12 protein-coding genes are annotated in these 12,518 nt (G+C 39.9%); 9 read left to right on the top strand and 3 right to left on the bottom strand.

The genetic code is table 11. The features are described 5' to 3' along the window. Window positions 1–97: 97 nt before the first annotated feature. Window positions 98–2,734: a sensor histidine kinase gene (locus NMG88_RS17880; protein WP_227397727.1), complete on the bottom strand. Its 2,637-nt coding sequence runs from the start codon at window positions 2,732–2,734 to the stop codon at window positions 98–100. 113 nt (window positions 2,735–2,847) lie between these two features. Beyond that, on the bottom strand, window positions 2,848–4,434 hold the full coding sequence (gene radA / locus NMG88_RS17875; protein ID WP_254034890.1) for a DNA repair protein RadA: 1,587 nt from the start codon (window positions 4,432–4,434) through the stop codon (window positions 2,848–2,850). A gap of 191 nt (window positions 4,435–4,625) precedes the next feature. Between radA and rpaB the strand changes: the two genes are divergently transcribed. The 4 genes from rpaB to NMG88_RS17855 all read left to right on the top strand — a co-directional run bounded on the left by rpaB (window position 4,626) and on the right by NMG88_RS17855 (window position 7,033). Then, on the top strand, window positions 4,626–5,357 hold the full coding sequence (gene rpaB / locus NMG88_RS17870) for a response regulator transcription factor RpaB (protein ID WP_026785605.1): 732 nt from the start codon (window positions 4,626–4,628) through the stop codon (window positions 5,355–5,357). A 181-nt stretch (window positions 5,358–5,538) separates the two neighbouring features. Further along, entirely contained in the window at window positions 5,539–6,204 is a 666-nt protein-coding gene (locus NMG88_RS17865; RefSeq protein ID WP_042153716.1) for a cofactor assembly of complex C subunit B, read from the top strand. A gap of 108 nt (window positions 6,205–6,312) precedes the next feature. Next, window positions 6,313–6,726: a hypothetical protein gene (locus NMG88_RS17860; protein WP_042153718.1), complete on the top strand. Its 414-nt coding sequence runs from the start codon at window positions 6,313–6,315 to the stop codon at window positions 6,724–6,726. After that, entirely contained in the window at window positions 6,698–7,033 is a 336-nt protein-coding gene (locus tag NMG88_RS17855) for a hypothetical protein (RefSeq protein WP_026796277.1), read from the top strand. Before NMG88_RS17860 ends, NMG88_RS17855 begins: the two co-directional genes overlap by 29 nt. Before the next feature lie 272 nt (window positions 7,034–7,305). On the opposite strand, the gene rfbB is transcribed toward NMG88_RS17855, so the two are convergent. Beyond that, window positions 7,306–8,409 (bottom strand): dTDP-glucose 4,6-dehydratase, encoded by a 1,104-nt coding sequence (rfbB, locus tag NMG88_RS17850; protein ID WP_026796278.1) that lies wholly within the window; start codon window positions 8,407–8,409, stop codon window positions 7,306–7,308. Between the two features lie 196 nt (window positions 8,410–8,605). Here rfbB and NMG88_RS17845 point away from each other — a divergent pair, with 196 nt between their 5' ends. From NMG88_RS17845 to NMG88_RS17825, 5 genes are all read left to right on the top strand, one after another. Beyond that, window positions 8,606–10,252 (top strand): CapA family protein, encoded by a 1,647-nt coding sequence (locus NMG88_RS17845; RefSeq protein ID WP_227350464.1) that lies wholly within the window; start codon window positions 8,606–8,608, stop codon window positions 10,250–10,252. A 67-nt stretch (window positions 10,253–10,319) separates the two neighbouring features. Beyond that, a complete protein-coding gene (locus tag NMG88_RS17840) occupies window positions 10,320–10,754 on the top strand; it encodes a hypothetical protein (RefSeq protein ID WP_026785600.1) in 435 nt (144 codons plus the stop codon). A 252-nt stretch (window positions 10,755–11,006) separates the two neighbouring features. After that, a complete protein-coding gene (rplU, locus tag NMG88_RS17835) occupies window positions 11,007–11,381 on the top strand; it encodes a 50S ribosomal protein L21 (RefSeq protein WP_026785599.1) in 375 nt (124 codons plus the stop codon). 54 nt (window positions 11,382–11,435) lie between these two features. Next, window positions 11,436–11,720, top strand: coding sequence for a 50S ribosomal protein L27 (gene rpmA, locus NMG88_RS17830; protein WP_026796071.1), 285 nt, complete (start codon window positions 11,436–11,438; stop codon window positions 11,718–11,720). A gap of 262 nt (window positions 11,721–11,982) precedes the next feature. Next, entirely contained in the window at window positions 11,983–12,459 is a 477-nt protein-coding gene (locus tag NMG88_RS17825; RefSeq protein WP_026785597.1) for a GNAT family N-acetyltransferase, read from the top strand. Window positions 12,460–12,518: the final 59 nt, after the last annotated feature.

The raw sequence follows: 12,518 nt of genomic DNA, 5'->3' as shown, positions 1-12,518 counted from the left end.
TGCCCTATTTTACACCCATCCCTTACACCTGATTCATTTTTTCTGGTCTTCTCCTCCCGTCTGTTCTGGCTTTTCGCCTTTTTTCAGCAAGCCCTATTTATTCGGGTAAACAACGGAGGATTTTAGGAAGTTTCATCGTGAAGGTAGACCCTTTTCCCAACTCACTGATAACCGATAAATCTCCTCCCATCATTTGACATAATTTTTGAGTAATAGTTAACCCTAAACCCGTACCTCCATAACGACGAGTTGTGGTTTCATCCGCTTGAGTAAAGGGACTAAAAACCGTTGCTAACTGTTTAGGACTCATGCCAATTCCAGTATCTATCACCTGAAAAATAATCACCGTTGAACAGCTTTTGGGAACATCAGGAAGACAACAAGCACTATTCGTTATTTCTTCATCATTAACCGTGATAAATTCTGGATCTAAGATCAAATCAATATTCTGATTAGACCCGTCTCCTCCTGCTTGCCAAACTTTCAGAATCACTTTCCCCTGTTCTGTAAATTTGCAGGCATTACTCAGAAGATTTAATAAACATTGACGAACTTTAGTTAAGTCGGTGTGCATCAAGTCTATACCTTCTTCCGCCTCTAGGATAAACTGATTAGAATTCTTATCCGCAGCAGGAGCAACAGTAGTTTCCACTTCCCAAAGTAGGGTAGCAATTTTAAAGGTTTCTAAATGAAAATTCATCCGACCCGCTTCAATTTTAGAGAAATCTAAAATTTCGCTAATCAAAGTTAATAAATGTTGTCCCGCTACATAAATATTTTTTAAATCTCCGGCCAATTCATCTTGATGTAACTCTTGGGCATCTTCTATTAATAATTCACTATAACCTAAAATTGCATTCAGGGGAGTTCTTAATTCATGGCTCATATTAGCTAAAAATAAACTTTTAGCATGGTTAGCAGTTTCGGCGGCTTCCTTCGCCATCTTTAATTCTTCCGCTTGTTTACGCTCCGTAATATCATTAGCCATCATCAATAAACAACCAATTCCCCCTAAATCAATTAATTCAATAGACACCAACCAACTTCTAATAATTCCTGATTTTTGGCGAATTTTTAACTCAATATTACCAATTTGATTTTGACTTTTTAATTGTTTTTTAAGTTGCAGATGTTGTTGAGAATCAACCCACAGATTCAGTTGTTCTGGAGTGTGATTTAGTACCTGCTCTCGCTCCCAACCAATTTGACGTAAAAAACTATCATTAACATCTAAAAATAGTTCATCTACCAGAGTCATAATACTAATTCCAATCGGACTAGCACTAAAGGTTTTTGAGAATCTTTCTTCACTAGCCCGTAAAGCAATTTCTGCCTTTTTCCGGTCTGTAATATCTTGAATTGTGCTAGTAATATGACTCCCGGTAATTACCGCCTGTTCAAAAACAATCCGCTCCTCACCGGAGGCTAATTTTAACCGATAATCAATACAATAAGGTTTTTGTTGAAATAAGGCTTGATCAAGGTAATTTTGGACATAACTCCGGTCTTCTGGGTGAACAAATTCCAAAAATTGGGGAAAACTCGGTTTGACATACTGAGCCGTTGTGTCCAAAATCCGATAGAGTTCATCCGACCAAAATAATTCATAACTGCTAATTTTCAGATCCCAATGACCCAACTTAGCAATCCGTTGAGCATTTGCTAAACTGGTTTCACTATTTCTGAGGCGAGTTTCCGCCTGTTGGCGTTCTGTCACCGTGGCGGCTAAAACTAAACCCGTAATTGCCATAATCAGAATAAAGGCTTGTAGAGAAAAAATTTGAGGGGTATCCGTACTACGACTAATAAATGGGCCACTCCCGCGCACCACTCCCCAAACCGCAAAACTAGCCGTAATCAAATGACCAATGGCCGTTCCCCGTTGACCAAATCGCAAGGAAGCCCAAACAAAAAACGGAAAAGGCAGATATTCCAGGGGAAAACCGATAAACGCCGACCGAGTTCGAGAACAAAATACAAACCAATTTAGGCCCAATAACAGGGACAACCAAACCCCAACTTCTAACTGACGTAACCAAAAATCCCCAGGAGAGCGTTCAGAAATGCGTAATCTAGTTGTACCCAGGGATAAACTTTGGGATAAGGCGTTGAGAAAAGACCAGACCGGGGAAGCAGGAGTTTGATAGCGATAGTAATACCGTTGAAATTCGCTACCCCAGGTTAATAATACTGGGGTGATAACTAATACCCCAGTAGCACTTCCTAACCACCCACCAATCCAAATTTGGGTAAAATCTTCCCAAGGTAGCCAACCACTCAAACAAGCTGTGAGGATAGTAAGAGTGGGATTAATCAGCGTAGCAATCATTCCCGCTAAAATAATTAGTCCCAGAACATCTTTGAGGTGTTTGAGTTGGGGAGAAAAGTCAATGCGATGGAGTAATTTACTAACTAAACAGGCTTGTAACGTCACACCACAACTAGACAATACCCCAATAAACAGAGGCATTTGGTCAGTGGCAATTAGGGAAAAAAACGCCCCCAGGGTAATTGCTGGCCAATATTGATAACCACACAACAGAATAATTCCTTGGGCGACTCCCGCATTCGGCCAGAATAGGGCTTGGGTGGAACCCAAGATTAAATATTCAACCGTTACCTTGCCAACTATCCAATAAAATACTGCTATGAAACTAACTATAACTAAGTATCGGCTAGTTTTGACCTGAGTGCGTTTAAGGAATTTCATTTTGGTTGTGAGTAAGCTGATCATAAATATTAGTAGTAGGAATTATTTTTGATTACCACTTAAGTCTTAATTTCTGTATATATACTAATAGTTCACTCTTGAAATTAGATGCTTTTCTTGATTTAATTGGCCTGCGATCAGAATTCATCATTCATGGTTGGAGGTTGGGCGGGGATGGAAGCAATAATCGCATCAATCACCTTACTTACCGGAATAATTTGTAACCCTAAATCCGCCGGACTCTGACCTTTAGGGATAATCGCCCGTTTAAATCCCAGTTTGGCCGCCTCCCTTAACCGTAATTCCAATTGAGACACCGGGCGCACCTGTCCCCCTAAACCGATTTCCCCAATTAAAATCGTCCGAGGGTCAACTACCCGGTCGCGGAAACTCGCTACAATTGCAATCGCTATCCCTAAGTCTGCCGCAGGTTCTTCAACTTTTAAACCCCCCACCGACGCCACATAAGCATCCAATTTAGACAGGGGAATCCCTACCCGTTTTTCCAAAACCGCTAGAATTTGTAATAATCGGCCACTATCTACCCCAGTTGTCGCCCGTCGCGCCGAACCGTAACTGGCTGGACTAACTAAAGCCTGAATTTCCACCACAATCGGCCGAGTTCCTTCTAAGGCTACCACCGTTGAGGTTCCGGGGGAAAAGTCATCTCGATTGCCTAAAAATAATTCTGAGGGATTAGAAACTTCTTTTAATCCATGGGCGACCATTTCAAATACCCCGATTTCATGGGTGGCACCAAAACGGTTTTTCATTGAGCGTAATAAGCGATGGGAGGCAAAGCGATCGCCTTCAAAATATAATACCGTATCAACTAAATGTTCTAACACCCGCGGCCCGGCAATGCCCCCATCTTTGGTGACATGACCGACAATTAATAGGGTAATATTTTCCCGTTTAGCTACTTGCATTAAGGCGGAAGTACATTCACGCACCTGCGCCACCGAACCGGGTGCAGAGGTCAGACTGGAGAAAAAAACCGTCTGAATACTATCAATTACTGCTAACTGCGGTTTTAGGGATTCTAACTCTCTTAAAATTACTTCTAAATCGGTTTCAGGGAGTAAATATAAATCTTTTTCGGTGATGGCAGTAGTCGCAGATTCTGTCTTGGGGTGACGATTTTTCAGTTGTTCGGTAAAGGGATCTGCTGTTGGGGTTGGAGGTTGTTGATTGCCATTTTCTGGTTCAGTTTCGGTTTCGGTTTCGGTTTCGGTTTCGGTTTCGCTATCAGCAGCAACTTCTAAACGTTGCGATCGCAATTTTACCTGTTGTCCCGATTCTTCCGCCGACACATATAACACCCGCTTGGTGTGGGACAGAATATGGGCGACTTGCAATAACAAGGTAGACTTACCAATTCCCGGTTCTCCCCCAATTAATACCAAAGAACCCGGCACAATTCCACCCCCCAATACCCGATCTAATTCTCCATAACCCGATGGCATTCGAGATTGGGATTGATCGGAAATTTGGGATAATAGAAAAGAAGCACGGGGTTGTCCGGGTTTAGTTACCGACGGTAGACCCTCTGGGTTTTCTCCCGGTATGTGACTCCAACTAAAGCGTTGGGAAGGCGTAGGCGCGGGTTGTTCAACTTGTTCTTCTAGGGAATTCCAGGCATGACAAGCGGAGCATCGGCCAAAATATTGAGGAAATTCGGCTCCACATTCGTTACAAACATAAAGGGTGCGAGACTTTGCCATGTAATCAGTAATCAGTAATCAGTTATCAGTTTAAGAGTTATCAGTTTAAGAGTTATCAGTTATCAGTTTAAGAGTTGTCAGTAATCAGTCATTAGTCATCAGTGATGACTGATTACTGATCTGGTTGCGAGTTCGATTATGATTTCTATTAAAACTGTAACTTAATCCAACTAAGGGAGCGTTGAAATCCATTGGAAAATCATAAGGAAAAAATTTTGGTTGTCGATGATGAGGCTAGTATCCGCCGGATTTTGGAAACTCGCCTTTCCATGATTGGTTACGATGTCGTAACCGCCGCCGATGGAGAAGAAGCCCTAGAGACCTTCCGCAAAACCAATCCTGATTTAGTGGTTTTAGATGTAATGATGCCCAAATTAGACGGGTATGGCGTCTGTCAGGAGTTACGCAAGGAATCCGATATTCCTATTATCATGTTAACAGCATTGGGGGATGTGGCGGATAGGATTACGGGGCTAGAGTTAGGGGCGGATGATTATGTGGTTAAACCCTTCTCTCCCAAGGAGCTTGAAGCTAGAATTCGCTCGGTATTACGCCGCATTGATAAAAATGGAACTTCGGGTATTCCCAGTTCCGGTGTCATTCAGGTTAGTAATATTAGAATTGATACTAACAAACGACAGGTTTACAAGGGAGATGAACGCATCCGTTTAACCGGGATGGAATTTAGTTTATTAGAACTCTTAGTTAGTCGTTCTGGTGAACCTTTTTCTCGTTCTGAAATCCTACAAGAAGTTTGGGGATATACTCCAGAACGTCACGTCGATACCCGGGTGGTAGATGTTCATATTTCTCGCCTACGAGCCAAGTTAGAAGATGATCCCAGTAATCCCGAATTAATCTTAACCGCAAGAGGAACAGGCTATCTTTTCCAACGGATTATTGAACCGGGAGAAGTCGGCTAAAAACAGGATTCTGCTCCCCCTAAATCCCCCTTAAAAAAGGGGGACTTTAATTTTTAAATTACCTATTCCCGATCACGGATTTAAAAGGATTTCACGGATTTTAATCTGTGTTAATCTGCGTAATTCTCTTAAATCCGCGATCCCTATTCCCCACTATACTTTGAAAAATTAAAATAGAATCATGGCAAAATCAGATCGAAATCAGATATTAAGATTACTGCCTATTTTTGCGGGTAGTTTGGGTGGGGTACTCCTCCTAATAAATCGGCTCTTGACCCCCGAATTATTTAACTCTCAAGCCCGTTCCGATGCCTTGGGGGTGATTTTAAGTGCGGTGTTGATTTTAACGGGGTTATTGTGGCAACAAATTCAACCAAAATCACCGGATGCTGTGGATTTAATCGGAGAACAAGGGTTTGAATTAAAACCGAATTTACCGGAATTAATTCAAGCGGAATTAGCCTGGGCTTCTCATTTATTATTAACTAATACCGTCACCCGTTCTATTGTAGTTTATTATCAGGGGGAAGTGTTATTAAGGCGAGGAGTATTAGGAAATAATCCTGATGTTAAACCTGGGCCAATTTTACAACGGGTGATAGACAAACAGAAACCGATTTATTTAGTGAATTTAGCCTTATATCCGGGTAGAATTGAATTTGATTATTTACCCGAAAATACCCAGGGTGTAATTTGTCAACCCCTTGGGAATTACGGCGTTTTAATTCTGGGTGCTAATGCTCCTCGGAGTTATACCCAACAGGATGAAAATTGGGTCGCGGGGATAGGAGATAAGTTAACTTATACATTATCTAATCTCCTCAATCAATCTTCAATTCTGACCTGATGGCGGGGTTATTCAGTCGCACACAAAAATAAAACCGATATCGGTCTATTTTAAGATAATATTGTTAACAATTCTGGATAACCGAATGTTAGTTTGGGAGTTGAGGTCATGGAAATTATATTTGAGTCTACGGAACAATTTGAGGCGGATTTAAAGAACCATAGTGAAGCGGAACATGATATTATTGTACAACAACTTCATGAATATTCTGCCTTATTATTAGAAGATAAAAGGGATCAAGAAAGAAGAATCCATCAGTTTCATCAATTTGATGGCTTAGAGGATTATGGGTCATCTCTCTATTCTTTTATTGTTAATTATTACCTACGAGTGATTTTAACAATTGATGATGATCCTTTATTTGATCGGATAATTATTACTTTATTTAGAGTAGTTGATAGTCAGTTTGTGGCTGAAATTTATCAACAAGTTGGAGAATCAATTTATCAGTCTTTCTTACCCACCAAACCCTTAACGGAGATCAAATCAAATCATGTTACAGTCGCCACCATCACTCATTGATGAACGCGGGATTATTCGCCAAGCTCTAAAACTGCTTCCTTTGCAATTACGAGGTCGATTTTTGGAGGTTTTAGCCGAACTTCAAGACGAATCTTGCTATCGCCATCAACGGTTTTATAAAACCAAACTCAAACGCATTAAGGGGACACAAATTCCCCTTTATTGTGCAAAAATTGATGATGCCGAAAACTGGAAACTCTATGTATCTTATCAAGAGGGCAAATTGTATTTAGAGAATATTATTCATCCTATTCCTAAAGCCAATAAAGATAGTTTAGATATCATTGCCGAATTGAATGATTTTTAGGAGGGAACAGGTAATAGGTAATAGGTAATAGGTAATAGGTAATAGGTAATAGGTAATAGGTAATAGGTAATAGGTAATAGGTAATAGGTAATAGGTAATAGGAAGGAGGATTGATATTTCACCGTCTAGGTTTGATGATCAATCTTTGTCCTAACTGTTAGGCGCGACGGCTAATAAGTGAACTATTACCCATTACCCATTACCCGTTACCCGTTACCCGTTACCCGTTACCCGTTACCCGTTACCCGTTACCCATTAACCATTACCTATCTTTAAGACGGGTAGACCTGTCGATAATAGGCTTGATATTCTTCTGATAATAAGGGTTCCCACCAAGTCCGGTGAGTTAAATACCAGCCAATAGTTTGACGTAACCCTTCTTCAACAGTTACTAACGGAGCCCAGCCTAATTCCGTTTTAATTTTAGTCGCATCAATGGCATATCTTCGATCATGTCCAGCCCTATCTTTAACAAAGGTAATTAATTGCTTAGAAGGTTTTACGGGTAAATGGACAGCCAATTCATCCATAATCCGACATAACATTTTAACTAAATCAATATTCTTAACTTCATTATTTCCCCCAATATTATAAGTTTCCCCAATTCTTCCGTTATGAATTACCGCATCTAAAGCCCGACAATGATCTAAAACATACAACCAATCTCGCACATTTTCACCATCGCCATAAACCGGAAGGGGTTTTCCTAATAAAGCGTTAATACACATTAACGGAATTAGTTTTTCAGGATAATGATAGGGGCCATAATTATTAGAACAATTAGTAATAATTGTCGGCATTCCATAGGTATGATAATAGGCCCTGGCTAGATGATCACTGCCCGCTTTTGAGGCAGAATAGGGACTATTAGGAGTATAAGGAGTCTGTTCAGTAAAAGCATGATCATTCGGGCCCAGACTTCCATAAACTTCATCGGTAGAAACGTGCAGAAACCGATAATGTTCCGGTTGACCCTGGGCTATCCAATATTGACGGAAGGCTTCTAAAAGAGTAAATGTGCCGACTACATTGGTTTGTACAAAAGCACCGGGGCCAATAATTGACCGATCAACGTGGGATTCTGCGGCAAAATGGGCAATAGTATTGATCTGTTCTTCTTTTAATAAACTATCAATTAAAGGGCGATCGCAAATATCCCCTTGCACAAATCGAAAATTAGGGTTATGTTCCAAACTAACAATATTTTGCAGATTTCCCGCATAGGTCAAAGCATCTAAAACCACAATCCGGTCATCGGGATAGGCACTAAACCAATGATGCACAAAGTTTGAGCCAATAAACCCCGCCCCCCCCGTAATCAGAATGCAATGGGGTGAGCGATTGCTCGTGTTATCGTAACTATACTGAACGGCCAAGGTTATATCCTCCCAATATCTGCCTATAAAAATAATACTGAAAATTCTATTTCAAGCCCTGATCCGATAAACTCTTGATCATTGTACTCGTTGCAGTGGCTGACTAAGGGAAATTGTGCCAAAAAACATAAAGTTGATATTGACCCTAAAATACCAGTTAATCATAAGATATTAAAGTGGCTGTGAGGAAAGCGGAGTGAGTGACTATCAGACTATCGCCTTGGCAAAAACTGGCGATCCCAAAGCGATCGCAATTTTAATCAATCAAGCGTTACAATCCAAGGGAGTAACCGCTAAGGTGACTCGTCAAGACCACCATATCCAGGTCGTTTTGGTGTCTGAACAACTTCCTGATATTCAAGGGAGTGTTCGGGTTGTCCAAAATGGGTTAATGCGGTTACAATCCCCTGTAATTGGGTCGGTGACTATTTCTGGAATCTGTCGCGGTCAAAAAAAATCCGGCTGGACAGAAACCCTAGTCTTGCGGCAATTTATCCCAAAACCTCCAAAACCTCCAAAACCTCCAAAAAATCAGCAGATAGGGTTATCCTTTCCGAAAGTGACCTTTCCTGCCCTAAAAGTTACCCTTCCTAAACCTCAAGTTTCTATTTCTAAGCCTTGGTTAATTGTAGGTTCGGTTAGTTTAATGGTTTTGCCTTTATCGGGAATTCTATTTAATCAAAATCAAGAAAAAATTAATACTTTTTTAACGGAAATCCCCCAAGCAATATCTTCAAGTTTAGCTCAAATTCCCGCCTTTTCTTTTTCAGCAGAAAACATTACCACACCTAACCCAACTTCCACAACCGCAACCCTAAAAAATCTCAATCAAGTATCTCAATTAGCTCTAAAAACCCTAGAAAATCCCATTAGTCCAGATTTAAGAATTACCATTCGCGCCGTCGGTGATATTATTCCTGGGACGAATTACCCTTCTAATAAATTACCTGCTAATAAAGCCGCTTTATTTTCGGGAGTTAAATCGGAATTGAAAGGGGATATTGTGTTTGGAAATTTTGAAAGCACTTTAACTAAATATCCTAATAGTGCAAAAAATATCGGTCGCGGGTTAGTCTTTGCTTTTCGGACTCCTCCCGAATATACGACTTTACTTAAGGATGCGGGGTTTAATATTTTAAGTGTGGCTAATAATCATTCTTTTGATTTTTTTGAAACCGGGTTTAAAGATACTATTCAAAATATTAATAAGCTAGGGATGAAGGCTGTAGGAGAAAAGGGAAAAATTGTTTATGATGAAGTTAAAGGGGTAAAAACAGCTTATATTGCTTTTAGTAATTATGATTATCATAATAATTTAAGCGAGATTGAAGCGGGGAAAAAATTAGTGGCACAAGCTCAAAAAAATGCTGATTTTGTGGTTATTTCTTTTCATGGTGGGGCGGAGGGAACTGGAGCTTTAAATGTCAGGAATAAAACCGAATATTTCTATGGAGAAAATCGGGGAAATTTAGTGCTTTTTGCCCATAGTATGATAGATGCTGGGGCGGATTTAATCTTAGGTCATGGCCCCCATGTTCCGAGGGCGTTGGAGTTATATAAAGGGAAATTAATTGCTTATTCTCTGGGGAATTTTATGGGATATCGAACTTTATCAACCAGTGGAGAGTTAGGATATTCTTTGATTTTGGAAGCAAAAGTTAATCCTCAAGGAGATTTTATTGAGGGTAAAATTATTCCTGTTCAGTTAAATTCTCAAGGGATTCCCAATTTAGATAAGCGGGCTAAAAGTGTTAATTTAATTCGGAATCTTACCGAAAAAGACTTTCCTAAAAATTATTTAAAAATTGATAATAATGGACGGATTTTAATTAAAAAACCCTAGGGAATCAGTCATCTTTCTGCTATACTATGTAACGAATTGTAAAAAAACATCCATTTTTGTCATTGATATGATTTCTGAACCTCTTGTCGTTTCCCCGATTTATATTGTTGTTGTTACTTCAACGGTCTTAGCCGTGTTATGGGGTATCATTTTTAAAGATATGTTGGAATATCGGGTTGATCTCTGGAGTGATAGCCCGCAACCCTCAACTTCTATTAATTATAAAACCCCCAATTTAATTATTGCTTATTTGGGGATGACCCTATTAATTCTAGTCTCCGTCAGTTCTAGTTTAGCCGTCTTTATCGGCGTCTATTGGATTGCGGGAGTTATGGGTTTAGTGGTTGTAATTCCAACTGCATTATTAATTTGGTTTCAACTGGGTTCAATGCTAAAGTTATTAGCCACAAAAGGCTACGCAGCCATTGATATTGATACCCTATTTACTGAGCAATCTTCTGAACAAATACAGAATCCAACTGTTAGTAAAAGTGAAAGTTAATTAATTTCCTCTAATTGTTATTGACGGTTGGGGGAAGCCCTTCAGGGCTTACTACAATTGGGGACTTGAAGACCTGAAGGGCTTACTACGGTTTGGGACTTGACAGAAATACCACTCATCAACGATAATAGGAGATTGTGTCTAAACCTTGCTCGGAACAGGTGCAGACATGGCAAAGGCTCAAAACTAGGGGAAAGTGAAAACACTTGGAACCGTTGAGCTACCTGTACGGCAACCTTAACCCAAAATTACATGACTTACGCAATTATTGAAACAGGCGGTAAACAAATCAAAGTAGAACCCGGTCGTTTCTACGATATTGAACTGTTACCCGTCGATGAAAATGAATCCGTTATCATTGATAAAGTTCTGTTAGTCAATCATGATGGTGAAGTTCAAATTGGCCAGCCCTTAGTGAATGGGGCTACCGTGGAAGGGACTGTACTGCGCCATCTGCGGGGACGCAAAATCATCGTTTATAAAATGCGTCCGAAAAAGAAAACCCGCAAAAAACAAGGTCATCGTCAAGAAATTACCCGTTTGATGATTGAATCTATTAGTCTAAATGGGTCTGTGGTGGCGAAGCGGGAAGAAGAACCCGCAGAACCTGCAACAACAGAAGCATAAAATTAGATTGTGATTGAATATCTGAAATACTGATCATTTAATTAGGAGAATAAAATGGCTCATAAGAAAGGTACGGGTAGCACTCGTAACGGTCGCGATTCTAACGCCCAGCGCTTGGGTGTCAAACGTTTTGGCGGTCAAGCGGTACGCGCTGGTAATATTTTAGTGCGTCAACGGGGTTGCAAATTCCACCCAGGTAATAACGTGGGTATCGGTAGCGATGATACCTTATTCGCTAAAGTTGATGGTGTAGTTCGCTTTGAACGTAAAGGCAAAACTCGTCAAAAAATTAGTGTTTATCCTGTGATTGAAGCTGAACCTGTGGCTGTTGAAGCTTAGTTAATAAAAACCTGATTTTATTGAATTCTGAAGCGGGCTAATATAGCCCGTTTTTTATTAAAAAATCCAGAGCTTAATCCTATCTATCTGAGAAAAAATATTTTTGGGGATTTTGTTAAATTCGCCACACAATTAACAGACTCTAATATGTTAAATATTTTATTGTTTCAGTTCATACAACTGAATTAGTTAAAATTTCATATTCTCTCAACAGTCATGGGCATTTATTAGTTGCTCAAAATAATTTAAAGGGTTATTATCTATGAAAAACATCTCACCGGATAACCATCATATTCTCTTTGATGATTGTCGTTCAAAGGTTGATTTAAACCAACTTCAAACCCTATTTAAAATTGCTGCATTTTGGGCAAAAGATCGCAGCCCAGAAGACCTAAAAATTGCAATTGAAAATAGCGAGCCTGTAGTTACAGTTTGGGATTATGAACAAATGATTGGGTTTGCTAGAGCCACCTCCGATGGTATTTATCGAGCTAGTATTTGGGATGTGGTGATTCATCCGAATTATCAAGGGAGTGGATTAGGTCGAAAATTAGTTCAAACGGTATTAAGTCATCCTAAAATGTGTCGAGTTGAACGAATTTATTTGATGACAACCCATCAACAAAAATTTTATGAACGCATTGGGTTTGAATATAATTCAACGACCACAATGGTTCTTAATAATCAACCCTTAGAAATTAATAGTCAAAAAATAGAATTAACCACTGTTAGTCCTTGAGCTTGGTCGGGGCGAGGTCTTCTCGCCCTAACCGGACTCGCAGGTGACAAAAACCCCTG

Source organism: Planktothrix agardhii (assembly GCF_904830935.1).
GTDB classification, from domain to species: domain Bacteria; phylum Cyanobacteriota; class Cyanobacteriia; order Cyanobacteriales; family Microcoleaceae; genus Planktothrix; species Planktothrix agardhii.
This window is presented reverse-complemented; position numbering and strand designations above follow the sequence as displayed.